Annotated in this window: 26 protein-coding genes; 14 read left to right on the plus strand and 12 right to left on the minus strand. The window is 72.5% G+C overall.

The window, feature by feature from the left end:
* Positions 1-37: 37 nt before the first annotated feature.
* Entirely contained in the window at positions 38-1,249 is a 1,212-nt protein-coding gene (locus ACFQQL_RS10580; protein WP_382394093.1) for an outer membrane protein assembly factor BamB family protein, read from the plus strand.
* A gap of 11 nt (positions 1,250-1,260) precedes the next feature.
* Here ACFQQL_RS10580 and ACFQQL_RS10585 read toward each other — a convergent pair whose 3' ends face one another.
* Complete coding sequence (locus ACFQQL_RS10585) at positions 1,261-2,031, minus strand: maleylpyruvate isomerase family mycothiol-dependent enzyme (RefSeq protein ID WP_382394095.1); 771 nt, start codon at positions 2,029-2,031, stop codon at positions 1,261-1,263.
* Positions 2,032-2,216: 185 nt separating this feature from the next.
* On the opposite strand from ACFQQL_RS10585, the gene ACFQQL_RS10590 reads away from it, so the two are divergent.
* Both ACFQQL_RS10590 and ACFQQL_RS10595 read left to right on the plus strand, forming a co-directional pair.
* Positions 2,217-2,513: a UBP-type zinc finger domain-containing protein gene (locus ACFQQL_RS10590; RefSeq protein ID WP_382394097.1), complete on the plus strand. Its 297-nt coding sequence runs from the start codon at positions 2,217-2,219 to the stop codon at positions 2,511-2,513.
* A gap of 4 nt (positions 2,514-2,517) precedes the next feature.
* Positions 2,518-2,937 carry a VOC family protein gene (locus ACFQQL_RS10595; RefSeq protein ID WP_382394099.1) on the plus strand — a complete coding sequence of 140 codons (420 nt, stop codon included), beginning with the start codon at positions 2,518-2,520 and terminating at the stop codon, positions 2,935-2,937.
* Here ACFQQL_RS10595 and ACFQQL_RS10600 read toward each other — a convergent pair.
* Positions 2,921-6,043 (minus strand): efflux RND transporter permease subunit, encoded by a 3,123-nt coding sequence (locus tag ACFQQL_RS10600; RefSeq protein ID WP_382394101.1) that lies wholly within the window; start codon positions 6,041-6,043, stop codon positions 2,921-2,923. The two genes, ACFQQL_RS10595 and ACFQQL_RS10600, sit on opposite strands and share 17 nt — an antisense overlap.
* 94 nt (positions 6,044-6,137) lie before the next feature.
* On the opposite strand from ACFQQL_RS10600, the gene ACFQQL_RS10605 reads away from it, so the two are divergent.
* Complete coding sequence (locus tag ACFQQL_RS10605; protein WP_382394103.1) at positions 6,138-6,587, plus strand: MarR family winged helix-turn-helix transcriptional regulator; 450 nt, start codon at positions 6,138-6,140, stop codon at positions 6,585-6,587.
* 28 nt (positions 6,588-6,615) lie between these two features.
* On the opposite strand, the gene ACFQQL_RS10610 is transcribed toward ACFQQL_RS10605, so the two are convergent.
* Entirely contained in the window at positions 6,616-8,049 is a 1,434-nt protein-coding gene (locus tag ACFQQL_RS10610; RefSeq protein ID WP_382394105.1) for an HNH endonuclease signature motif containing protein, read from the minus strand.
* Between the two features lie 221 nt (positions 8,050-8,270).
* On the opposite strand from ACFQQL_RS10610, the gene ACFQQL_RS10615 reads away from it, so the two are divergent.
* Entirely contained in the window at positions 8,271-8,705 is a 435-nt protein-coding gene (locus ACFQQL_RS10615) for a VOC family protein (RefSeq protein ID WP_382394107.1), read from the plus strand.
* Positions 8,706-8,877: 172 nt separating this feature from the next.
* The gene (gene soxR / locus ACFQQL_RS10620) at positions 8,878-9,348 is read left to right on the plus strand and encodes a redox-sensitive transcriptional activator SoxR (RefSeq protein WP_382394109.1); all 471 of its coding nucleotides are present in this window, start codon (positions 8,878-8,880) and stop codon (positions 9,346-9,348) included.
* 14 nt (positions 9,349-9,362) lie between these two features.
* Here soxR and ACFQQL_RS10625 read toward each other — a convergent pair whose 3' ends face one another.
* From ACFQQL_RS10625 to ACFQQL_RS10635, 3 genes are all read right to left on the minus strand, one after another.
* Positions 9,363-10,037 (minus strand): response regulator transcription factor, encoded by a 675-nt coding sequence (locus tag ACFQQL_RS10625; RefSeq protein WP_382394111.1) that lies wholly within the window; start codon positions 10,035-10,037, stop codon positions 9,363-9,365.
* Positions 10,034-11,479 carry a sensor histidine kinase gene (locus ACFQQL_RS10630; RefSeq protein WP_382394113.1) on the minus strand — a complete coding sequence of 482 codons (1,446 nt, stop codon included), beginning with the start codon at positions 11,477-11,479 and terminating at the stop codon, positions 10,034-10,036. The genes ACFQQL_RS10625 and ACFQQL_RS10630 overlap by 4 nt, the downstream gene beginning before the upstream one ends.
* 169 nt (positions 11,480-11,648) lie before the next feature.
* Entirely contained in the window at positions 11,649-12,173 is a 525-nt protein-coding gene (locus ACFQQL_RS10635) for a hypothetical protein (protein ID WP_382394115.1), read from the minus strand.
* 86 nt (positions 12,174-12,259) lie between these two features.
* Here ACFQQL_RS10635 and ACFQQL_RS10640 point away from each other — a divergent pair, with 86 nt between their 5' ends.
* Positions 12,260-13,033 carry an LLM class F420-dependent oxidoreductase gene (locus ACFQQL_RS10640; protein WP_382394117.1) on the plus strand — a complete coding sequence of 258 codons (774 nt, stop codon included), beginning with the start codon at positions 12,260-12,262 and terminating at the stop codon, positions 13,031-13,033.
* A 12-nt stretch (positions 13,034-13,045) separates the two neighbouring features.
* Here ACFQQL_RS10640 and ACFQQL_RS10645 read toward each other — a convergent pair whose 3' ends face one another.
* Both ACFQQL_RS10645 and ACFQQL_RS10650 read right to left on the minus strand, forming a co-directional pair.
* Positions 13,046-13,465, minus strand: a complete 420-nt coding sequence (locus ACFQQL_RS10645; protein ID WP_382394119.1) for a pyridoxamine 5'-phosphate oxidase family protein — start codon at positions 13,463-13,465, stop codon at positions 13,046-13,048.
* A gap of 89 nt (positions 13,466-13,554) precedes the next feature.
* Positions 13,555-14,070: a GNAT family N-acetyltransferase gene (locus ACFQQL_RS10650; RefSeq protein ID WP_382394121.1), complete on the minus strand. Its 516-nt coding sequence runs from the start codon at positions 14,068-14,070 to the stop codon at positions 13,555-13,557.
* Between the two features lie 154 nt (positions 14,071-14,224).
* On the opposite strand from ACFQQL_RS10650, the gene ACFQQL_RS10655 reads away from it, so the two are divergent.
* Genes ACFQQL_RS10655 through ACFQQL_RS10675 form a run of 5 tightly spaced genes read left to right on the plus strand, consistent with a single transcriptional unit; the run spans position 14,225 to position 17,749 of the window.
* Positions 14,225-14,392, plus strand: a complete 168-nt coding sequence (locus ACFQQL_RS10655) for a hypothetical protein (RefSeq protein WP_382394123.1) — start codon at positions 14,225-14,227, stop codon at positions 14,390-14,392.
* 10 nt (positions 14,393-14,402) lie between these two features.
* Positions 14,403-15,110, plus strand: coding sequence for a nicotinate-nucleotide adenylyltransferase (nadD, locus tag ACFQQL_RS10660; RefSeq protein ID WP_382394125.1), 708 nt, complete (start codon positions 14,403-14,405; stop codon positions 15,108-15,110).
* Complete coding sequence (locus tag ACFQQL_RS10665; protein WP_382394127.1) at positions 15,107-16,651, plus strand: hypothetical protein; 1,545 nt, start codon at positions 15,107-15,109, stop codon at positions 16,649-16,651. The genes nadD and ACFQQL_RS10665 overlap by 4 nt, the downstream gene beginning before the upstream one ends.
* Positions 16,652-16,686: 35 nt before the next feature.
* A complete protein-coding gene (gene rsfS, locus ACFQQL_RS10670; RefSeq protein ID WP_382394129.1) occupies positions 16,687-17,085 on the plus strand; it encodes a ribosome silencing factor in 399 nt (132 codons plus the stop codon).
* A 46-nt stretch (positions 17,086-17,131) separates the two neighbouring features.
* The gene (locus tag ACFQQL_RS10675) at positions 17,132-17,749 is read left to right on the plus strand and encodes a histidine phosphatase family protein (RefSeq protein ID WP_382394131.1); all 618 of its coding nucleotides are present in this window, start codon (positions 17,132-17,134) and stop codon (positions 17,747-17,749) included.
* 8 nt (positions 17,750-17,757) lie between these two features.
* Here ACFQQL_RS10675 and ACFQQL_RS10680 read toward each other — a convergent pair whose 3' ends face one another.
* The 4 genes from ACFQQL_RS10680 to ACFQQL_RS10695 form a co-directional block, all read right to left on the minus strand.
* Entirely contained in the window at positions 17,758-18,210 is a 453-nt protein-coding gene (locus ACFQQL_RS10680; protein ID WP_382394133.1) for a DUF6098 family protein, read from the minus strand.
* A gap of 5 nt (positions 18,211-18,215) precedes the next feature.
* Positions 18,216-18,416 carry a hypothetical protein gene (locus ACFQQL_RS10685; RefSeq protein WP_382394135.1) on the minus strand — a complete coding sequence of 67 codons (201 nt, stop codon included), beginning with the start codon at positions 18,414-18,416 and terminating at the stop codon, positions 18,216-18,218.
* A complete protein-coding gene (gene ku, locus ACFQQL_RS10690) occupies positions 18,413-19,405 on the minus strand; it encodes a non-homologous end joining protein Ku (RefSeq protein WP_382394137.1) in 993 nt (330 codons plus the stop codon). The genes ACFQQL_RS10685 and ku overlap by 4 nt, the downstream gene beginning before the upstream one ends.
* 150 nt (positions 19,406-19,555) lie before the next feature.
* Entirely contained in the window at positions 19,556-19,918 is a 363-nt protein-coding gene (locus ACFQQL_RS10695) for an ankyrin repeat domain-containing protein (protein ID WP_465254048.1), read from the minus strand.
* A gap of 124 nt (positions 19,919-20,042) precedes the next feature.
* On the opposite strand from ACFQQL_RS10695, the gene ACFQQL_RS10700 reads away from it, so the two are divergent.
* Both ACFQQL_RS10700 and ACFQQL_RS10705 read left to right on the plus strand, forming a co-directional pair.
* On the plus strand, positions 20,043-20,519 hold the full coding sequence (locus ACFQQL_RS10700; protein WP_382395360.1) for a transporter substrate-binding domain-containing protein: 477 nt from the start codon (positions 20,043-20,045) through the stop codon (positions 20,517-20,519).
* Positions 20,516-21,559 (plus strand): cation diffusion facilitator family transporter, encoded by a 1,044-nt coding sequence (locus ACFQQL_RS10705; protein WP_382394141.1) that lies wholly within the window; start codon positions 20,516-20,518, stop codon positions 21,557-21,559. The genes ACFQQL_RS10700 and ACFQQL_RS10705 overlap by 4 nt, the downstream gene beginning before the upstream one ends.
* Positions 21,560-21,695 lie beyond the last annotated feature (136 nt).

Raw genomic sequence — 21,695 nt, forward strand, 5'->3', positions numbered from 1 at the left:
TGCGGAGAGGTCACCCGCTGCGTCTATCGTGACGACCATGAGGGCGAGCGGCGTCCGGCGCGTGGTCCTGGTCGTCGTTCTCGCGATGGTGCTGGTCCTCGGCGCCGTCGTCGGCTGGTCCCGATGGACGGTCGCGGCGGGTGGCGGCAGCTGGACGGTCGCCGTCGCCGGCGCTCGCGACGTCGTCGATCACGACGGCGACCGCCTGCTGGTCAGCACCACCAGGGGGTTCAGCGTCCTGGACCGGACGGACGGCTCGACGCTCGCGGAGCACGCGGTCGGGACGCCCGTCTCGTCCGAGGGCGCCGTCGGGTTCGTCGACGGCGGCGTGCTGGTTCGTGCCGAGGGGCGCATCGGCGTGATGGCGGCGGACGGCTCCTGGGCCTGGCGGCAAGAGTCGGACGCGACGGTGGTCGCGGTCGATCCGAGCCGGTCGCGGGTGGTCGTGCTGGACTGGGACACCGAGATGCTGCTGGGCCTGGACAGCCGCACCGGCGAGGAGGTCTGGGCCCACCCGGCGATCGACGTGGCGCCGGCCGACGGCCCGAGGCTCGGACTGCTCGTCGCCACCACGCGGGAGAGCGGTCAGACCGTGGTCCGCACCAGGGACGGGACGGCACTGAGCACCCTGGATCCCGGCTCGGACGGGCTCGGCGTCGGCCCGGGTGGCGTGGTGGCACGCGAGGGGGAGCGGTGCGCGCACCTGGTGGTCGTGCGCCCGGACGGCGAGGTCGTCACGACGCGCGGGACGGGCGTCCGGCGCTGCGCGATCGCCGGTGTCGCGGCGCACTACTCCTACCTGGTGTCGGACGAGGCGGTGCTGGCGCTGGAGGCGAGCACCGGGCACGTCCGGCGGCTGCCGGTCGGCGTCGACGACGCGGACGCGTGGTCGTTGGTCGGGCAGGCGGACCGCTGGCTGGTCCTCGAGGAGGGGAGCGGTGCCGGGGTGTACGACGCCAGCACGGGTGAGCCGACCTGGTCGGGAAGCTGGCAGGGCGACGGCGGGGTGCTGGCCGTGGGCACGGAGGGGTTCGTCGCGCGCGACGCACCCGAACCGTGGGACCGGACGGTGGGCGGTGCCGAGGGGCAGGCCCTGACGTTCCGCGGACCGCAGGGAGCGATCCTGGGCACCTTCCAGCCTGACGGCGTGGGCCTGACGGTCGCGCGGGTGCTCGACCGGGGGCAGGCGGTCCTCGTCCTGGCCGACGGCGAGGTGGCGATGCTCGGGGAGTCCTCCGAGGGCGCGTGAGGCACGGTGGGTCAGGACCGCCCGGTCGGCTCGGCGCTCACGGACGGCCACGGCCCGAGCTCCGGAAGCGGCTCGGCGACGTCCGCGCGGGTGGCGACCGGCGCCGCCTCGGGCTCCCGGCCGGCCAGCCACGCGACGATGTCACGCAGGGCACCACGGACCACCAGCGGCTCGCGGTCGGCCGTGGCGACGGTCCACCGCACGTCGGCGTCGTCGGCCTCGAGCACGACGTGGTCCGCGTCTCCCAGCCGCGGCTCGAGGAACCCCAGCAGGTGGAGGCACAGGTCGTCGTCCCACGACCCGGGGCCCACGGTGACCCGGAGGTCGACGAGGTGGATGCGGACCTCACGCCACCACAGCACCGCCACCCCGGTCAGGTCGCCGTCGCGGTAGGACGTGGGCTCCCGCCACACCGGAGAGGCGGGAACGGGCCAGGCCGCCTCGAGGCGGGTGGCGAGCCGGCCCAGGCCTGCGGCGTGCTCCTCGAGCACGCGGCCGGCATCGGCCTCGATCGCTGCGTCGCGACCGGCGCGGCCGCCGTCGTAGAACTCGACGACCTCGCCGCGGGCTGCTGCCTCCGCCTGGCGCGCGCACGCGTTGCCCACGCCCTCGATGTGGGCGAGAACGTGGCCGCGACTCCAGCCGGGCAGCGTCGACGGCGCACGCAGCGCGTCGGCGTCGAGACGTTCCATGGCCTCCAGAACCGTGCGCAGGGCGACGGCGGAGTCGCGTACCGCCTTGTCGACCAGGACCGTGGTCTCGTCATCCGGGGTGTGCGCCACACCGCCTCCTTCCCTCGCGGCAAGCATTCCACGCCCGCCACGGAGACGTCATCGGCCCCCAGGGTGACCTCGGAGTGCCGTGCCCGGTGACTGGGGTGAATCCGCGGTGCGGAAGTGAACTCGGATCGAACGTTCGGTGTCTCGAGGGGTTGACGCGGTGGGCCCCACTGAGGGGGGATAGACCAATGACCCTGTGCACCCATCTCGATCAGATCGACTACGACGCGGTCGACCCGGATGCCGACGGTTGCGAGGAGTGCCTGGCCATGGGCGACCGGTGGGTCCACCTGAGGGCATGCCAGTCGTGCGGGCACATCGGGTGCTGCGACTCCTCGCCGAACCGGCATGCCCGGGCGCACGTGACGCAGACCGGTCATCCCATCATCAGGTCCTACGAGCCGGGCGAGAGCTGGTTCTACTGCTACCCCGACGAGCTCGTCTTCGAGCTCTCCGGTGCCCCGCCCGCACCGACGCACGCGTGACGCCGTGGACCAACGACTCTCCTTCGTCACCCTGGCTGTCCGGGACGTCGCCGCCTCGCGTCGCTTCTACGTCGACGGCCTCGGGTGGCGGCCCGAGTTCGAGGCTCCCGGCGTGGTCATGATCGGCGTCGGCGAGCACGTGCTGCTCTCCCTGTGGGACGAGACCGAGTTCGCCGAGGAGGTCGGTCCGGTCCGTCGCGGGGCGGGCGTCGCACCGGTCACCCTGGCGCACAACGTCGCCACCCGTGAGGAGGTCGACGACGTGCTGGAGACCGCGCGTCGCGCCGGGGCGGACCCGGTGAGCGTCGCGGTGGAACGTGAGTGGGGCGGCTACTCCGGCTACTTCGCCGACCCGGACGGCTACCGCTGGGAGATCGCGTGGAACCCGGGCCCGATCGCGGAGCGGGTCATCCCCGCTGGCTGACCGCCGCCCGCTCGGGCTCGGCGCGGTGGGCGCCGCGCCGCCGCTCGCGGCGGCTCCGACGTCGTTCGGAGCGCCGCTCGACGAGCACGTACAGGGCGGGCACGAGCAGCAGCGTCAGCACGGTGGAGCTCAGCAGCCCGCCGATGACCACGAGCGCCAGCGGCTGGGAGATGAAGGCACTGCCGCCGGTGAGTCCGAGCGACATGGGCACCAGGGCACCGATCGTGGCCGCGGCCGTCATGAGGATCGGCCGGAGACGGTGCCGGGAGCCTTCGACGATCGCCTCCCGCAGCCCCACGCCCTGCCGCCGGTACTGGTTGACGAGGTCGATCAGCACGATCGCGTTCGTGACCACGACGCCGACGAGCATCAGCGCGCCGATGAGCGCCGCGACGCCGAGCGGGGTGTCCGTGGCGAGCAGCAGGCCGATGGCTCCGGTCGCGGCGAACGGCACCGAGACGAGCAGGATGAGCGGCTGCACGAGGGACTTGAACGTGGCGACCATGACGACGTAGACGATGAGGATCGAGAACGCCAGGGCGAGGCCGAGGTTCGCGAACGCCTCTTCCTGGTCGGCGCTCACGCCCGCGATCTCCGCCGTCACGCCGTCCGGGAGGTCAAGGTCGTCCAGCGTGGTGCGGAGCGACGCCGTCAGGCTGCCGAGGTCCTCGGCGGTGGCCGCCGCGCTGATGGTCGCGCTGCGCAACCCGTCCAGCCGCGAGATCGAGGTCGGCAGGTCGACCTCCTCGACATCGGCCACGTCGTCGAGCGGCACCGGCCCGGCCGGCCCGGTGAGCGGGAGGTCCCGCAGCTCGGCGACCGTGGCGGGCTGCTCGCCCACCCGCATGACGACGTCGTTGTCGCCGTCCGGGGTGGCGATGGTGCCGAGGGTGCTGCCGCGCAGTGCGGCGGACACCGTCTGCCCGATCTGCGCCTCGGTGAGGCCGACGGCTGCGGCCGCCTCGCGGTCGACGTGCACCTGGATCGTGGGAAGCTCCGCGGCGAGGTTCGAGGTCACGTCCGTCGCGCCGTCGAGGTCGGTGACGGCGTCCTGCACCCGGCGGGCCGCCTCGGCGACCTCCTCGCCGTCGGCTCCGGAGACGACCACCTCGAGGCCCGAGGACATACCGGCCATGCCGGCGGCGACGGTGACCTCGCCGGCGTCCGGGCCGAGGTCCTCGAGCCGGTCGCGCAGCTCGTCCTCGGCCGCCGCGGCGTCGGTGTCGAGGGCGAGGGTGACGGCGAACGTGGTGTCCTCACCGCCCGTGCCGAAGGCGGCCGTGGCGGTGTCCGCGGCGCCGCCGGTGACCTGGTACGTCTCGACCCCGTCGAGCCCGTCGATGACCTCCTCGACCTGGCGGGCCGCCTCGTCGGTGGCCTCGAGCGACGTCCCGGCCGGCATGGCCTGGGTGACCGTGAGGGTGTTCTGACCGGTGTCGCCGAGGAACTGGGTCTCCAGGCGGGTGGCGAGCCCGAGCGTCCCGGCGAGGATGACGACGGCCGCGAGCACCGTCAGGACGGGTCGCGCCAGGACTCCGCGCAGCGTCGCGACGTAGCCGCGCTGCAGCAGACCGCTCGTCTCACGCTCCGCGGCAGCCGTGGGGCTCGGTGCCGCCTCGGCCTCGGCGTCCGGTGCCTTGAGGAACCACCAGGCGAGCACGGGCACGATCGTCAGGGCGACCAGCAGCGAGGCCATGAGCGCGAGGGCGACGGTGAACGCGAACGGTCGGAAGAGCTCGCCGACCATCCCCCCGACGAGCCCGATGGGCACGAAGACCGCGGCCGTGGCGATGGTCGAGGACGTGATGGCGCCGGCGACCTCGCCGAGCGCGTCCAGGATCGCCCGACGGCGCGCCTTGCCGTACGAGAGGTGCCGGCTGATGTTCTCGATGACCACGATCGAGTCGTCCACGACGCGCCCGACCGAGACGGTGAGGGCGGCGAGGGTGAGCATGTTGAGGGTGAAACCGACGACCTGCAGGCCGATCAGCGCCACGAGGACGGAAAGCGGGATGGACAGGGCGGTGACGCCGGTGGGCCGCCAGCGCCGCAGGAACAGCAGGATGACCACGACGGCGAAGATCAGGCCGAGCCCGCCCTCGGTGGTGAGGTCCTCGACGGACTGCTCGATGAAGGGAGCCTGGTCGAACACGACGGTGACCGAGGCGCCCTCGCCGAGCGCGGCCTCGATCTCGGGCACGAGGTCCTGGACCGCGTGCGAGACCTCGACGGTGTTGCCGTCCGGCGTCTTGGTCACGGCGAGGCCGAAGCTGTCGGCGCCGTCCGTCCGTGAGAACGACGTCGCCGCGACCGGTTCCTGGGACACCGTGGCGACCTCGTCGAGGCGCACCGGTCCGCCCTCGGTCGGCAGCGGAAGGGCGGCCACGTCCTCGACGTCGGTGAGGCGCTCGCCGACCTCGACGCTCAGCGTCCGATCGTCCTCCGTCAGGGTCCCGGCCGGGACGACGAGTCCGTTGGCCTGGAGCGCGCCGGAGATCGCGTCCGGCTCGAGCCCCGTGGCCGCCATCTCCGCCGGGTCGACATCGATGGTCACGGCCTGTGTGGTCGTCCCGGTGAGGTCCACGCCGCGCACGCCGTCGACCCGCTCGATCTCGGGCACGGCGACCTCGCGTAGCCGCTCCTCCGTGGTCGCCGGGTCGGCGTCGGGTCCGGCGGTGACGGCGAGCTGGACGACCGGCAGGTCGTCGACGCTCCCGCTGATGACCTGGGTGTCCGCGTCGTCGGGCAGGAGGCTCGAGATCCGTCCGATCGCGGACTGCAGATCCTGGTGGGCCGTGCCGGAGCTGGTGCCGTACTCGAGCTCGAGCATGACGGTGGAGGTGCCCGCGCTCGACGTCGACGTGACGGACTCCAGCCCGGACACGGAGCTGGCGGCCTCTTCGACGTGCTCGGTGACCTGTTGCTCCACGACGTCGGGGGAGGCGCCGGGGTACGTGGTCACGGCGCCGACGACCGGGAGCTCGAGCGAGGGGATGAGCTCGCGCTCGAGCGCCGACGTCGACCACAGACCGGCCAGCACGGCGACGATGGTGGAGAGGGCGACGAGGGCGCGGTTGCCGAGGCTGAAACGGGCGAGTCGGGTCACCTGTGCTCCTGGGAGTGCGCGGTCCGCGCGGGCGTGACGGGGGATGTTCAGGGCCGGGCTAACAGTTAGCGTCAGGCGAAGTAAACTCTACAGCGTGGACGACAAGGCGGCACTCATCGACGAGATCGCCCGGCTGCAGGCGGAGCTGGGCGCCGCGCTGGCCCGGCAGCGGTACGTGCCGATGCTGCGCTCCACCCTGACCATGCAGCAGTTCAAGCTGATGATGCTGATCCGCGCGCATGGCGGCATGACCGGTAACGAGCTCGCCGAGCGGCTCGGGGTGTCGCTGCCGACCGTGTCGGGGATCGTGGACCGGCTCGCCGAACGAGGCCTGCTCGAGCGCCGCGAGGACGAGGAGGACCGGCGGGTGCGCCGCTCGGTGGTCAGCGACGCCGGCGAACGGATGATGGCCGAGATCGACGCCGCGGGGGAGCAGTACGGGCGGGACGTGCTCGAGGAGGTCGGCGTGGCCGACCTGCGGGCGCTCGCCCGGGGCGTCGCGGCGGTCAAGGCGGTCCTGGAGGCGCGGGTGGACCGGGCCTGACCGCAGGCCCGCCATCCCGGCGGCCAGCTCAGGTCCGGCGGACGGGATCGTGGATCTCGGTGCCGTCGCGTCGGTAGAACCGCCACCGACCGTCGTCTCGTTCGATGGTGACTCGGCGCTTGTGGACCCAGTCGTGGTGGTGCCAGCAGAGCAGGATGCCCAGTGCGGTGCGGGTCTCGCCCTGCTGCGACCACCACCAGATCGAGTGGTGGATCTCGCCCTCGCCGGGTGGACCGTCACAGCCCGGGAACCGGCAGTGGCCGTCGCGGGCGATGATCGCCCGGGTCTGGGCCGCCGTGAACAGACGCTCCTCCCGGCCCACGTCCAGCACCTCGGAGTCGGGCCCGAAGATCACCCGGTGCAGGTGGCTGGAGCAGGTGAGCCGTGCCAGCAGCGTCGGCGCGACGGGGTTGCCGTCGTCGAAGGTGGCGGGCTCGGCGTCGGCCAGCGCGGCCGCGTCGAGGTCGGCGGTGATGGTCCGATCGGGCCGGAACGCGGCGCACACGCAGTCGGCGCTGGACGGGCGCGTGCCGGCGGGGTCTGTGCCGGCGGGGTCTGTGCCGGCTGGGTGCGTGCCGGCGGGGCATCCGGCGCGATGGGCGGGCGTGCTGGCCCCTGCGAGGGTCTCGAGGGTCTCGAGCGGGACGGTCACCGCCAGGTGCGGGCGGATACGCGCGCCCGGCCGCAGCGTGCCCGAGTCGAGTGCGAGGCGCGCCAGGTCGCCGAGCGCCGCCGCTCGTCGCTGTGCCGGACTGCGACGGTCGTCGGCCGCCGGGGTCCCGATCCGGGCCTTCAGCGCCGTCATCAGGGTCCGGCCGGTCGACGGGGAGAGCCATCCGCCGGGGACGTACCCGTCGGTCGTCTCGGCGAGGAAGAACTCCTCGCGATCGCTGTCCTCGACATACGTCCGGTCGGCCGCTTGCGGGTCCACGCGGTGCGACCAGGTCCGGACCACCCGCGCGAACCGGGAGGCGTCCATCTTGGTCGCGTAGCCGACGAGGAAGTCCTCGCCGACGTCCGGGTCGGCGAGCTTGGCACGCCGGGCGTCGCTGTCGGTGGTGTGGTGCGCCAGCGTGCTGGCGTGATCTGCGGTGATCCGGCCGGCCATGAGGGCTGCGGCGGTGGCCGGGAGGTGGTCGCGCAGCGCGCGGGCACGCCGGACCTCGCGAGAGGCGGTGGAGGCGTGCCGACCCGACCGGTACCGCCACCAGGAGGCGAAGGACCGAGCGCCCTCGACCGCCCACCGCCCGTCCGTCTCGACCACGGCGAGCGTCCGGGTGGTCAGTGCCTCTGTCCGCCTGCGCAGCCCCTCCAGGCCGTCCAGTAGCCGCAGGAGGGTGTCCTCCGGCAGGTCGTGCGGGTCGAGGTCCGCCAGGACCTCGAGGGCGGCGCAGGCTCGGGCCACACCCGCGAGGGCGTTCTGGGCGGCGGTGGGAGCGTCCAGCGTCCCGGTCGCGGTCATCACCACCTCCTCCTCGAAGCCTGCAGTCCGGCAATCCCTGCGACGAGCACGCTACGAACATACGTGCGAGCACTCACGTGATTTTCTGGAAGTCGCAAGAAATGTGGACGAGGTGTCATTTCGGCGACATTGTGGAAAAGCTCGTCACGATCGCGGCCGAGTCTCTGGCCGCCGATGTGGGTGGTCCGTGCTTGGCTTCGAGAACGAGACGAGGAGGCCCCATGGCAGCAACGATGCAGATCACCTTCGACGCCGCAGATCCGGGCGCGCTGGCCGCGTTCTGGGCCGCGGCCCTCGGCTACCGGCTCGCCGACCCGCCGTCCGGCTTCGACAGCTGGGACCAGGCCCTCGAGGCCTGGGGCATCCCGGAGGAGCGGCGCAACGACCGGTCCGCGCTGGTCGACCCCGACGGAGACGGGCCACGCCTGTTCTTCCAGAAGGTTCCCGAGCCGAAGGCCGCGAAGAATCGGCTGCACATCGACATCCGCTCCGCGGTCGGGCTGGAGGGTGCGGAGCGGATGGAGGCGCTCGAGGCGCGGTGCGCCGAGCTCGTGGCGCTCGGGGCCAGCAGGGCCGAACGGTTCGAGCCCGGCGGTATCAACGCCGGCTGGATCGTCATGCGGGACCCCGAGGGCAACGAGTTCTGCCTGGACTGACCGCCCACGCGCCGGCCTGTCCGTACCGTTCAGGGAGCAGGTCGCCGAGGCTGCCTTCCGTGCCTCCCGGACCGTGGCGCTGTGTATTACGCGCTGGTCGGTAGGGTTGACCTGAACCAATGTTGAGGTCAGATCCTGAACGCCGCGTGCGTCGCCGTCCGGAAGGAGCGAGATGTCCGAGCACGTCCCCTGGGACCACGAGGAGCTCACGGTCGGTGAGCTGGCCGCGCGCAGCGGGGTGGCCGTCTCGGCGTTGCACTTCTACGAGCGCAAGGGACTCATCGGCAGCCGGCGCACCTCCGGGAACCAGCGGCGGTACCACCGGGCCACCCTGCGGCGGGTGGCGTTCATCCGGGTCTCGCAGCGAGTCGGCATCCCGCTCGCCCGTATCGGGGAGGCGCTGAACGCGCTGCCGGGCGACCGCACGCCGACAGCGAAGGACTGGCGCCGGCTCTCCCAGGCGTGGCAGGCGGACCTCGACACCCGCATCGAGCAGCTCCAGCGGCTGCGGGACCACCTCACGGACTGCATCGGCTGCGGCTGCCTCTCGCTACGGAAGTGCGCGCTGGCCAACGCCCACGACGAGCTCGGCGCCACCGGGCCTGGGCCGCACCACCTCCTGGTGGAGGGCCTCGACCCCTGACCTGCTCCGGGTTCTCAGGACGCGGCGGACGGGTCGGCCAGGCGGTAACCCGAACCGCGCATCGTCCGGACCCGGTCCGCGCCGATCTTCCGGCGCAGCGCGCGGACGTACACGTCGACCACGTTCGACGCCGGGTCGAAGTCGTAGCCCCACACGTGCCCGAGGATCTGCTCGCGCGAGAGGATCTGGTTCTCGTGCCGCATGAACACCTCCAGCAGCGCGAACTCCCGGCCGGAGAGCTCGACCGTCGTCCCGTCCACCTCGACCTGACGGGTGCGCAGGTCGAGCGACATGCCGGCGGCCTGCAGCGTGCTCGCGCCACCGGTGGGCTGGTCCTGCAGCCGCAGCCGGACGCGTGCCAGGAGCTCGGCGAACTGGAACGGCTTCGTCATGTAGTCGTTCGCGCCGCCCTCGAGACCGTGCACCCGGTCCGTCACGCTGTCCCGGGCCGTCAGGACGATGATCGGGGTCGCCACGCCCTCCTCGCGCAGCCGCTGCAGGACGGTGAAGCCGTCCATGTGGGGCAGCCCGACGTCGAGGATGATCATGTCGAACTCGCCCACCCGGGCCATGAGCAGAGCGGTCTGCCCGTCCTCGGCCACGACGGTGCTGTAGCCCGCCGCCCGTAGCCCTTTCTGGACGAACGAGACGATCCCGGCGTCGTCCTCGGCGATGAGGATCCGGCTCATCGATCCTCCCCGGTGCGCAGGCCGCGCAGCGCGGCTCGGTGCGGGCTGGTGCTCTCGGCGGCCGGGGCCGCGCTCTCGGTGTCGCGCAGGTCGATCGGGACGTCGACGCCGAACGTCGAGCCCTGGCCGAACGCGGACTCGACCCAGGCGCGGCCGTCGTGCGCGTCCGCGATGGCCCGCACGATGGACAGCCCGAGTCCCACACCATGTGCGTGCGCGGTCGAGGCGTCGGCACGGTTGAATCGCTCGAAGACGCGTGGCATGTCCTCCTCGCTGATGCCGGGACCGGAGTCGGCGAGCCACAGCCGCAGCAGGTGCCCTTCGCCGTCGTCGCCGCGGACGACCGTCGAGCCGAACCGCACCGGCGCCCCGGCGGGCGAGTACTGCACGGCGTTCGTGGCGTACTGCAGCATGACCTGGGTCAACCGCTGCGCATCCACCTCGGCGCGGCCTTCCGCGACCTCCATCAGCAGCCAGGGACGGTCGTCGAGCGCCTGCACCGTGGAGTCGATGCTCAGCATCATCTCCGCGAGGTCGGTCTCCTCCTTGATGAGGAAGTCGGGTCGTTCGGCCTTGGCGAGCATGAGCAGGTCGGTGACGATCCGCGACATGCGGCCCAGCTCGCGGTCGACGATCGCCAACGTCGTCGCCCGTTCCCCGGGGTCCTCGCTCAACAGCTCGAGGTGTCCGCGGATGACCGTGATCGGCGTGCGTAGCTCGTGGCTGGCGTCATCCACGAATCGCCGTTGGGCGTTGTAGGCGCCCTCGATCCGGTCCAGCATGTTGTTGAACGACTGGGCGAGCTCGCCGAGATCGTCACGCGTGCGGACCGGCACCCGGACGCTGAGGTCCGACTCCGAGATGCTGGACGCCGCCCGTCCCACCTGCCGCACGGGGGCGAGGATGCGGCCCGCCGCCACATAGCTGATGCCCGCCGTGAGGAGCAGCCCGCCGAGTGCGACGACGACGGTCATGCGGATGAGCTGGTCGACGGAGTCCATGCTGTTGGTCACGAACTCGGCGACGACGAAGTGCCCCGGCTCGCCCGTGCCGGTGTTGATCTGCAGCTTGCCCCACCGGAGCGGACCGTGCTCGGTCTCCAGGACGCCGGTGCTGGCAGGATCGTCCACGATCTGCTGGAGCGTCGCGGCGTCGTGCGCGAGCTGGTACTGCACGCCGTCGGGGGTCGAGAGCCGCGTGTTGTCCGAGTACAGCGGCGTGCCCTCCCCGAGTCCGATGATGGCCTCGCCTTCGTCGGGATGTTGGCGGGAGAGGTACAGCTCGAGCAGGTCGTCGACGCTGGAGAAGGGCCGGCCGGTGCGTGGGTCGACTCCCTCCGCGGCGAACGTCGCGAATTCGTCGATCTCCTGCGTGACGGCCCGGTTGGCCGCACTCTCCACATCGTTGATGAGGACGGACCGCATCGTGAGGATGATCGCCATCAGGGTCACGCCCGTGGTCAGGACGATCCATCCGGCGATGCGCCAGCGGGCGGGGATTCCGGTGCCGCGTCTCGGCGGGGGCGGTGATCCGTCAGCGCTCTCGGGTCGATCGGCGGAGGTCTCGATGGGACGTGTGGTCGCAGGTGACGAGGCACTGCGGCGGTGCGCCTCAGTCATCGTCGTCGTCATCGCCACCGTCATCGTCATCGTCGTCATCATCGTCGCCCCAGTCGTCGTCGTCATCATCGTCGTACGACGGGGCGGGCGGCGGTGCCGGGTTCGGGTCGACGGGGACCGGGCGCGGGCCGTCTCCGGAGCCGCCCGAGCCGCCACCTGAGCCGCCGGAGCCGCCCGAGCCACCGGAGCCGCCCGAGCCACCGGAGCCGCCCGAGCCACCGGAGCCGCCCGAGCCGCCACCTGAGCCGCCTGAGCCGCCGCCGGAGCCGCCCGAGCCGCCGTCGTCCCCGCCGCCCCCGGAGGGTGAGGGGTCGGGCGACGGGTCCGACGGCGACGGCGAGCCGGTCGGCTCGTCCCCACCGTCCGGCGTCGTGGGGGAGTCGATCTCGACGTTGATCGAGTCACGCTCGAGACGCGGCTCCCCGGCCGGACGCGTGAGGGCCTGGCTGGCGACGGCGAGCCCGACCGGGAGGGCCACGATCGCCAGCACCAGCAGGACGCGCTTGACGAGACTCATGGCCACAAGAATGGCGCGATGCGATGACCCGTGTGTGAAAGGAACATGAGAGAACTCTCATCTGGCTCGCCGCTAGGGTCGCTGAGATGAGTCGCCCCATCCGCATCGGAGTCCAGATCCAGCCCCAGCACGCCGACTACGCGCAGATCCGCGACGCGCTCCTGCGCGCCGAGGACGCCGGCGTGGACATCGCCTTCAACTGGGACCACTTCTTTCCCCTGAGCGGGGACCCGGACGGGAAGCACTTCGAGTGCTGGACGATGCTCGGTGCCTGGGCCGAGACCACCACGCGTGTCGAGATCGGGGCGCTGGTGACCTGCAACAGCTACCGGAACCCGGAGCTGCTCGCGGACATGGCCCGCACCGTCGACCACATCAGCGCCGGCCGTCTCATCCTCGGTATCGGCGCCGGCTGGTTCCAGCGGGACTACGACGAGTACGGCTACGACTTCGGGAGCGCGGGCAGCCGGCTGCGAGACCTGTCGGAGGCGCTGCCGCGGATCACCGGCCGTTGGGCGAAGCTGAACCCCCGGCCCACGCGTGAGATCCCGATCCTCATCGGCGGAGGCGGCGAGCGGAAGACGCTGCGGTACACCGCCGAGCACGCCGACATCTGGCACGGCTTCGCGGACGTGGAGACGCTCGAGCACAAGTGCGCCGTGCTGGACCGGCACTGTGCCGATGTCGGCCGCGACCCGACCGAGATCGAGCGCTCCGTGGGCGTCGGCAGGCGACCCGAGGAGATCGGCGACCAGCTGGTCGCGGCCGGTGCCACGCTCTTCACCGTCCCGGTCGGCGGCCCCGACTACGACCTCGACCTGCTGCGCAGGTGGATCGCCTGGCGCGACGCCCGCGGGTGATCCACGCCCCCGTCAACCCAGGTCGGCGCTCAACCACCGCTCGGGCCGCATCTCCACGACGACCTCCTGCCCCAACTGCGTCCGCGCGAACTCCATGTACTGCTCGGCCGCCTCCCCCCCGAGGTAGTGGTAGGTCATCGTGCGCAGGTCCTCCTCGGTCCCCGGCTCGATCCGGATGAGGGGACCTTCCGCCGAGACGTACCGGATGGTCGGTTTCATCCGGCTGCTCAGCATCGTGAACCGGCCCGCCTCGCGGATGAGCCGCACCTTCCGGGACTCCGCCTCCGTGAGGATCCAGAGCGTGCCACCGGGCGTGTAGTGGTACCAGATCGGCACGGACACCGGGCCGCGGCCCGGCTCTCCCGCCACCGACAGTGCGCCCACCCTCCGCTCGGCCAAGAACTGCTCGCGTTCCTCCTTGGACAGCGCCATGACTGCTCCTCGCGTCAGTTGTCGTGACGCCTCAAACGTACGCTCGGCCACCCACACGGGCGGCGCGGTCGCAGTGCCCCCGGACCGCGTCAGTCGGCCCCGACGTGCCGGCTGCGGCGCTCGATGAGCACCGTGTCCCGCCACTGCCCGGCGAGCGGTCCGACCGTCATGCGCGCGATCCGTCGCCGCACGCCGACCTCGCGGAAGCCCGCGGCGCGGTGCAGCGCCAGCGACGCGGCGTTCTCCGGGAAGATCGAGGACTGGATCGTCCAGACGCCGGCGGCCTCGGTCGAGGCGACCAGCGCCGCCAGCAGCGCGGACCCGACCCGCCGGCCCTGCGCGTCGGGCGCGACGTACACCGAGTGCTCGACCACGCCGGCGTACACCGCACGCGCGGAGACCCGCGTGACCGCCGCCCAGCCGAGCACGGTGCCGCGGTCGTCCAGGGCGACGAGGCGGTGCTCCCGAAGCCGGGAGGAGTCGAACTCCGCCCAGCTCGGCGGTGCGGACTCGAACGTCGCGTGCCCGGTCGCGATCCCGGCGGCGTAGATCGTCTCGACCTGCGGCCAGTGGTCGGGCAGGAGCGGGGCGACGGTCGACGACATGGTCGCAGCGTAGGCCGCCGCGGTTCGCCGACCGGTGGGGCCGCGCCCGCCGGGGTCGGATGTGCAGATCGCCGGCGATGCGGCGTGTGAGCCGTGCCCGCGGGTCGTGCGAGACTGGTCCCTGGCACACGGCAGGAGCAAGGGAAGGACTCTCATGAAGAGCTCGCTGGTGGTCTTCGCCGCGGAGCAGGAGGCGGAGCACGCCGAGGCCGCCGAGGCGGCCGCGGTCAACCCGTACCTCCTCGGCGGCATCGCCCTCCTGGTGCTGCTCAGCCTGCTGCTGTTCACCTTCTCGTTCCGCAACGTCGCGCACCGCCTCTGACGGAGCAGGGATGTCTTGGGGCGTGCGACCGAAGCGCCGGGTCGGTGTCATGGGCGGCACCTTCGACCCGGTCCACCACGGCCACCTCGTGGCCGCCAGCGAGGTGATGGAGTCCTTCGCGCTGGACGAGGTGGTGTTCGTCCCCACCGGTGAGCAGCCGTTCAAGGCGAACCGTGAGGTCACCGAGGCGGAGCACAGGTATCTCATGACGGTGGTCGCCACGGCATCGAACCCGCGGTTCACGGTCTCCCGAGCGGAGATCGACCGGCCCGGCAAGACGTACACCATCGACACCCTCCGTGAGCTGAAGTCCCAGATGCCCGACACGGAGCTGTTCTTCATCACCGGTGCCGACGTGCTGCCGCAGATCCTCACGTGGAAGGACGCCGACGAGCTGTGGTCGCTGGCGCACTTCATCGGCGTCAACCGGCCCGGTCATTCGCTCGACGCCGAGGGGCTGCCGGAGACCGGCCTGTCGCTCCTGGAGGTCCCCGCGATGGCGATCTCCTCGACGGACTGCCGGGCGCGCGTGGCCGAGGGCAAGCCCGTCTGGTACCTGGTGCCCGACGGTGTGGTGCAATACATCGCCAAGTACGGCCTCTACCGCGAGGGCCGGGCGCGCACGGGCAACGTCTCCCGTCGGCGTCCGCGCGCGACTGACGAGGGCCCGGCGGCGAACGTCTCACTGCCGCCCCGGGCCGTGGGAGCAGGGAATTGAGCGAGCAGGATCCGACCGGTCAGCAGTCCGTCGTCGGCGAGCGGCGCCGCAGGCGGCTCGCCGAGCGCGCCGCGCAGGAGCAGGCCGCCAAGGCCGGTGTGGTGCAGCCGCTGACGCGGCGCGAGCTGCGCCGTCGCCAGCTGGAGGAGCAGGCGCGGCTGGAGGCCATCGCCACCGGCGAGCTGCCGTTGGTCGACGGGGAGGGCAACCCGCTCGACCCGGAGACGTTGGCCGCGGCCCAGGAGGCCGACGGTCAGCAGCCGGGTGAGCGCGATGTGCGTACGAGCAAGCCCGAGGCGCACGGGTCCGCGCCCGCGCCGGAAGCCGCCCGCGACACCGACGACACCGCAAGCGACGCCGCAGAAGACACCGATCACAGCGACACCGACAACACCGCCACCGACAACGCCGGCGAGACGACGACGGATGTCCCGACGGCCACGGATGTCCCGACGACGACCGGTGAGACGGAACGGATCGGCACCCCGCCGCCGGGTGTCCGGGCGGCCGGTAGCGCGTCCTCCGCGCTCTCGGGCCCGACCGCGAGCTCGGCGTCGACGCCGGCGGCCGGCATGCCCTCGCGGCGCTCGATGCGGGATCGCGTCGCGGACGCCGAGGCGGCCGAGGCGGCCGAGACGGCGCCCGAGACGCCGAGCGAGCGCACCGGGACCGGCAGGCGACCGGTGGTGCGGGCACCCCACACCGCCAGCGGCATCAGGTCGCTGGACTCCACCGGTTCCCTCACCGGCGTCCAGCCGGTGAGCCGGCCCGGCCCGGCGCCGGCTCCGGAGGAGGCGACCGAGGCCACGACCGACCCTGCCGAGTGGAGCACCGCCGTCGTCTCGCCCGCCGGCCTCACCGCGGCCCGCGGCGTCGATGAACCGTCCGACGGTTCGGCGGACGACGACGGGCGGCCGGAGTCGGCCACCCGAGCCGACGGGTCCACCAGCGCCACCAGCGCGTCCACCGGGAGCGTCGGCGTGGTCGAGACCGGACCCACGGCGAGCGGAGACCAGGAGAGCGGCGAGCAGAACGAGGGCCGCCGGCTCCCCACGTGGCTCACCGCACCGGGCACCGACGGCGTGGACCGCCCCGGCGGCACCGCGGTCCACGGGCCCGAGGCGGTCGCCGCCGCAGCGCTGTCGGCCGACGAGAACCAGGAGGACGACCTCGACAAGCCGCGCTGGTCGCCCCTCTCCGCGTACTCGCCCGGCTCGGGAGCCGTGCCGGCCCAGCCCGAGCGCCGCTCGGTGCGCGACCGCGTGGACAGCGACGAGGAGCCGGCCGGTTCCGCGACCGTGGACCCGGACCGGGCGGCACCCCCGGCGGCACCCGTCGCCACGGAGCCGGCCGCCGACGGGGGCCGCCGTAACCTCACCGTCTCCATCATCCGGGTGGTCGCGCTGGTCCTGGCCGCGATCGTGATCGGCGTCCTCATCGCGCTCCTGGTGGTCAACCAGGGCGACACCGGCGCCGCCGGCGGGCTCGTGGGCCCGTGGACCGCCCCGGTCGTGTGGGACCCGCCGCACCCGACCATCTAGGATTTCTGGCGACGACGCCTGCTTCGAGGAGACCTGTGGTTGCTGACGAGACCGCTCGCCACCGTGCCGTGGTCGCGGCGCGCGCCGCGGCGGACAAGAAGGCACGCGAGATCATCGCCCTTGATGTCTCCGAACGGCTGGTGCTGACCGACGTCTTCCTCGTCGCCTCGGGCGACAACGAGCGCCAGGTCAAGGCGATCGTGGACGGCATCGACGAGGCCCTGCACCGCGAGGGCGCCAAGGCCTCCCGCCGGGAAGGGCTCGACGAGGCCCGGTGGGTGCTCGTGGACTACGGCGACGTCGTCGTGCACGTCCAGCACCAGGAGGACCGCGAGTACTACGCGCTCGAGCGCCTCTGGAAGGACTGCCCCGTCATCGAGCTCCCGGCAGACCTCGAGGGTCCGACGGCCGCCTCCGGCGACGTGAGCGCATGAGCCGCCGGCTCGAGGCACCACCGCGCTCGGACGAGTCGGGTCACGCATGACGGCAGGCACCGTCGTGCTCTGGCGGCACGGCCAGACCGAGTTCAACGCGGCCGGGAGGCTCCAGGGGCAGTCGGACATCAGGCTCAACGACGCCGGCCACCGTCAGGCCGACCTGGCCGCGACCGCGCTCGCCACCCTCGAACCGAGCCGGATCATCACCTCCGACCTCGTGCGTGCCACCCAGACGGCACAGGCGCTCGCCGAGCGCACCGGCGTGCGGCCGACGGTCGACGTGCGGCTGCGGGAGCGCGGCTTCGGCCGGTGGGAAGGACTCACGCAGGCCGAGATCCAGGAGTCGTGGCCCGAGGCGTTCGTCCAGTGGCGGCACGGCCAGGAGCCGGAGGGCATCGGCGCGGAGACCCGGACGGCGTGCGGCACGCGCGTGGCGGCGGCCGTGGAGGAGGTCTCGGCACAGATGGATCCGGAGGAGGTCCTCGTCGTGGTCAGCCACGGCGCGGCCATCACCCTCGGCCAGACCATCCTCCTGGGGCTGGACCCCGCGCAGTGGTTCGGGATCAGCGGGCTGGAGAACTGCGGCTGGGCGCTCATGCACCCGAATCCCGGGCGGCAGCCGGCCTGGCGGCTCAGCGCGTACAACCTCGGCCTGGACTGACCCGCGACTCAGTGCCGACCGGGGTCGAAGGCCGTCCGGTACAGCTCTTCCGCCGCGTGCTGCAGCTCCGGCGAGATCACCGCCAGCGGCGTGATGTCCGCGAGCAGCGGCTCGCAGTCGGGCCCGCGGCCGACCTCCGTCCCGGCCAGCAGCCACCCGACGATCCCGGGTCGTTCGCTGAGGTGGTCGTACTGCACGAGCTGCCGCGCCACCCAGTGCTCGGCGGGGCGGTCCCACCACGGTTCGGGCGTGACGGGATTGGTGCTCACCCCCGGGAGCCGGCAGCCGCTCTCCTTGTCGACGCTGCCCTCGGCCGGGTCGTCCTGCGGGCCGAGGCTGTAGCGGACGTACAGGCCGCCGACGGCGCGTTGCAGCTCCACCACCTCGCCGACGCTCGTCAGGATCGGCAGGTCGTGCGCCGCCGCGACCTCACGCGCGGCCCTACCGGTGTCCTCGTCCATCCCGGTCACCCTCCGTGGCAGCCGAGCTCGGCGCAGCTGACCCGATGCTCGTGGCACTCGGCCGGGTCCTCGCACACCACACCGAGGCACTCCTCGGTGCCGTCCACGTGGACCACCCACGTGCCATGACAGTGCCGCAGGTGGGCGTCCCGGCACCGGTCCGTCGCCCGGGTGTCGCTGCCCGTCTCTGTGTCCGTAGCGGTCATGACGCCCGCTTCCGCTTCGTCGAGGACTTGCCGCGAGCCTCGGCGACGGCGTCTGCCAGCTGGTCCTTCGTCATCTTCGAGCGCCCGGCGACCCCGAGCTCGGCCGCCAGGTCGTACAGCTCGTCCTTGGACATCGTGGCGAGGTCCTCCTCGCCGTCGGGCTCGCGGGTCTCCAGGCCGCCCGCCTGGCGCTGGTTGCCGGGCTGGTGCTGGCGAGAGGCCTCGACGGACCGGCGCAGGGCATCCATGAGGTCCACGACCTCGCCCTCCTCGCCGGTCTCCTCCTCGGGAGTGACGACCTCCTGCCCGCCGGCCTTCGCCTCGACGAGGTCGAGAACCTTCTCCCGATAGGTGTCCTGGTAGTTCGCCGGGTCCCACTCGCTCGTCATGGAGTCGATGAGCGAGACGGCCATGTCCAGGTCCTTCTGCGCCGGCTTGCGCCGGGGGAGGCGGTCGAGCGCCGTGGTGGCCTCGCGGACCTCGTCGGCGAAGAACATCGTCTCCAGCACCAGGACGCCGTCGCGCGGTCGGACCGCGGCGAGGTACTGCTTCGAGCGCATGACGAAGTTCGCGACCGCGATCCGATCCGCCTTCTCCATCGCGGCGGTCAGCAGCGCGTACGCCCGCTCCGCGGCCTCGTTCTGCGGCGCCAGGTAGTAGCTCTTCTGGTACTGGATCGGGTCGATCTCGGCGGCCTCGACGAAGTCGGTGATCTCGATGGTCCGGGACCGGCCGGGCGCGATCTCCTCCAGCTCCGCCGGTTCGAGCAGCACGTAGTCGCCCGAGTCGAGCTCGTACCCCTTGACGATGTCCTCGTAGGCGACCTCCTTGCCGGTCTCCTCGTTCACGCGGCGGTACCGGATCCGTCCCGACGTGCCGCGTTCGAACTGCCGGAAGTGGATGGTGCGGTCCTCGGTCGCGGCGTACAGCCCGACCGGTACGTTGACCAGCCCGAACGCGATCGCGCCGGTCCAGATCGCCCTCGCCACGTCGGCCACCTCCTCACACGGGCCGGCGGTGTGCGCCGGCCCTCTGCCGCGACGGTAGGGCGGACGTCGGCGCCTCGCCACACGAGGCGGACGCCGCGCGGCAGGGGAGACGGGACTCGCTCCGCCGGCAGGCCGGTGAGCGGGCGGGCCTCAGGTCGCGGGCGGGACCTCGCCCTCGAGCAGCGCCGACATCTCCGGCAGCTGGAAATACTCCGCGGTCGCCCGGGCGGACGGCGTGCCGCCGTCGGGGTCGGCGCCGGCCGCCGTGAGCAGCCGCACGATCTCCGGGTCCTGCCGGAACACGGCGCAGATCAGCGCGGTCTGCCCACGGTCGTTGAGCCGCTCGACGTCGGCGCCGCGCTCGAGGAGCGCCGCCACGGTCTCCGGCTGCTGGTGGTACGCGGCCAGGATGAGCAGCGTGTCGCCCTTGGCGTCGGTGAGGTTCACCGGGGCGCCGGCGTCCAGGTAGCCGGTCAGCTCCGCGGTCCGACCCTCCCGGGCGAGGTCGAGCATCTTCTGCGCCAGGGCGATCGCGCCGTCATCCGGGGTGCTCACGAGAGACCAGGGTAGGCGAGGGGCGGCGGCCCTCGCGTTGCGCCGTCGGGTGGGCGGGCGTTCACTCGGCCGTGTGAGACGGATGGTGACGGCGCTGGTGACGGCCGTGGTCGTGCTCGCGCTCGGCGCGTGCGGGCTGACGATCCCGACCGACCCGGACGGGACGCTCGAGCGCGTCCGGGGCGGGACGCTGCGGGTCGGGGTCTCACCCAACCCGCCGTGGACCGACCTCCCGGACGGGACGGACGCGGATCCCACCGGCACCGAGGCCGAGCTCGTGGAGGAGTTCGCCCAGCACCTCGACGCCGAGGTCGAGTGGGAGGCCGGCGGTGAGGAGGAGCTCGTCACGTCCCTCGAGCGCGGGGAGATCGACCTCCTGATCGGTGGGCTCACCGCGCGTACCCCATGGGTGGACAAGGTCGGCACCACGTACCGGTACACCGTGACCTACGACGCCCACGGGCAGGAGGAGCAGCACGTGATGGCGGTGCCGATGGGGGAGAACGCGTTCCTCGTGGAGCTCGAGCACTTCCTGCTCGCCCAGGGGCTGCCCCGATGAGGCTGGGACGACGGCGCAGCCGCGCCGGCGAGGACCGGGCGCGGTTCGGGCACACCGAGCTCCCCGACGAGCAGGAACAGGCCCTGCGACGGGCGGTCCGCCTGGAGTGGACCACGATCGGCTTCCTGTGCATGACGATCGTGCTCGTGTTCCTGGTGATGGGGCGCTCGCAGGCGATGAAGGCGGCGTTCGTCGAGGACGCGCTCTCGCTCATCCCGCCGATCGCGTTCCTCGTCGCGGTCCGCGTCACCCGGCGCCGGCCGAGCGCCCGCCACCCGTACGGGTACCACCGCGCGGTCGGTGTCGGGCACCTCGTGGCGGCGACGGCGCTGTTCGTCATGGGCGCCATGCTGGTCGTCGACTCGAGCATGAGCCTGCTGGCGGCCGAGCATCCGCCGATCGGGCTGCTGGAGATCGGTGGCTGGCAGGTCTGGGGCGGGTGGCTGATGATCGCCGTCATGGCGTGGTCCGCCGTGCCGCCCGTGCTGCTCGGCCGGGCGAAGATGCCGCTCTCGGAGACCTTGCACGACCGCGTCCTCCATGCGGACGCCGACATGAACAGGGCCGACTGGATGACCGCCGTCGCCACGATCGTCGGGGTGCTCGGCATCGGGGTCGGGCTGTGGTGGATGGACGCGGTCGCCGCCCTGTTCGTCTCCGGCGGCATCCTACGCGACGGTGTCCGGAACCTGCGGACCGCGGTCAGCGCGCTGATCGACGCGCGCGCCGCGACGTACGACGGTCAGGACACCCACCCGCTCGTGAGGCGGATCGACGAGCGGCTCGAGGAGCTCGACTGGGTCGAGCAGGCCCGTTCCCGCGTGCGGGACCAGGGTCATGTCTTCCACGTCGAGGCCTTCGTCGTGCCGGTCGCCGGCCGAGCGCCGAGCCTCCGGGAGCTCGTCGAGGCCAGGGAGGCCTGCGTCGCGCTCGACTGGAAGGTCGACGACATGGTGGTGATCCCGAGCGAGGAGCTGCCGGAGCGCATGCTGCCCGGGGTCCGGGAGGAGCTGGCGGGCGGGCACGACGCCGACCGGTGACCGGTGACCGGTGAGCGGCGGCCGGGTCCCGAGATGCGCGCCGTGCCACCTGCCCCAATAGTGGGGAGAGTGGTCGACGGCGGCCGGTGGGCCGCACCGCCGGGCACACAGTCGACAGAACTCGACCCGCCCTGGG

The sequence above is a fragment of the Georgenia alba genome, assembly GCF_042665525.1.
Lineage (GTDB): Bacteria > Actinomycetota > Actinomycetes > Actinomycetales > Actinomycetaceae > Allobogoriella > Allobogoriella alba.

Bases quoted from the DNA above. Each gene is read 5' to 3' on its own strand.
- ACFQQL_RS10695 (WP_465254048.1), bottom strand. From the start codon at position 19,918: ATGCTCGACCTCGCCCGGGAGGGTCGGACCGCGGAGCTGACCGGCTAC.
- ACFQQL_RS10640 (WP_382394117.1), top strand. From the start codon at position 12,260: ATGAGTCGCCCCATCCGCATCGGAGTCCAGATCCAGCCCCAGCACGCC.
- ACFQQL_RS10705 (WP_382394141.1), top strand. From the start codon at position 20,516: ATGAGGCTGGGACGACGGCGCAGCCGCGCCGGCGAGGACCGGGCGCGG.
- ACFQQL_RS10615 (WP_382394107.1), top strand. From the start codon at position 8,271: ATGGCAGCAACGATGCAGATCACCTTCGACGCCGCAGATCCGGGCGCG.
- ACFQQL_RS10580 (WP_382394093.1), top strand. From the start codon at position 38: ATGAGGGCGAGCGGCGTCCGGCGCGTGGTCCTGGTCGTCGTTCTCGCG.
- ACFQQL_RS10675 (WP_382394131.1), top strand. From the start codon at position 17,132: ATGACGGCAGGCACCGTCGTGCTCTGGCGGCACGGCCAGACCGAGTTC.
- ACFQQL_RS10610 (WP_382394105.1), bottom strand. From the start codon at position 8,049: ATGACCGCGACCGGGACGCTGGACGCTCCCACCGCCGCCCAGAACGCC.
- ACFQQL_RS10630 (WP_382394113.1), bottom strand. From the start codon at position 11,479: ATGGCGATCATCCTCACGATGCGGTCCGTCCTCATCAACGATGTGGAG.
- ACFQQL_RS10700 (WP_382395360.1), top strand. From the start codon at position 20,043: ATGGTGACGGCGCTGGTGACGGCCGTGGTCGTGCTCGCGCTCGGCGCG.
- ACFQQL_RS10645 (WP_382394119.1), bottom strand. From the start codon at position 13,465: ATGGCGCTGTCCAAGGAGGAACGCGAGCAGTTCTTGGCCGAGCGGAGG.
- ACFQQL_RS10680 (WP_382394133.1), bottom strand. From the start codon at position 18,210: ATGGACGAGGACACCGGTAGGGCCGCGCGTGAGGTCGCGGCGGCGCAC.
- ACFQQL_RS10590 (WP_382394097.1), top strand. From the start codon at position 2,217: ATGACCCTGTGCACCCATCTCGATCAGATCGACTACGACGCGGTCGAC.
- ACFQQL_RS10625 (WP_382394111.1), bottom strand. From the start codon at position 10,037: ATGAGCCGGATCCTCATCGCCGAGGACGACGCCGGGATCGTCTCGTTC.
- nadD (WP_382394125.1), top strand. From the start codon at position 14,403: ATGTCTTGGGGCGTGCGACCGAAGCGCCGGGTCGGTGTCATGGGCGGC.
- ACFQQL_RS10650 (WP_382394121.1), bottom strand. From the start codon at position 14,070: ATGTCGTCGACCGTCGCCCCGCTCCTGCCCGACCACTGGCCGCAGGTC.
- ACFQQL_RS10685 (WP_382394135.1), bottom strand. From the start codon at position 18,416: ATGACCGCTACGGACACAGAGACGGGCAGCGACACCCGGGCGACGGAC.
- soxR (WP_382394109.1), top strand. From the start codon at position 8,878: ATGTCCGAGCACGTCCCCTGGGACCACGAGGAGCTCACGGTCGGTGAG.
- ACFQQL_RS10655 (WP_382394123.1), top strand. From the start codon at position 14,225: ATGAAGAGCTCGCTGGTGGTCTTCGCCGCGGAGCAGGAGGCGGAGCAC.
- ACFQQL_RS10635 (WP_382394115.1), bottom strand. From the start codon at position 12,173: ATGAGTCTCGTCAAGCGCGTCCTGCTGGTGCTGGCGATCGTGGCCCTC.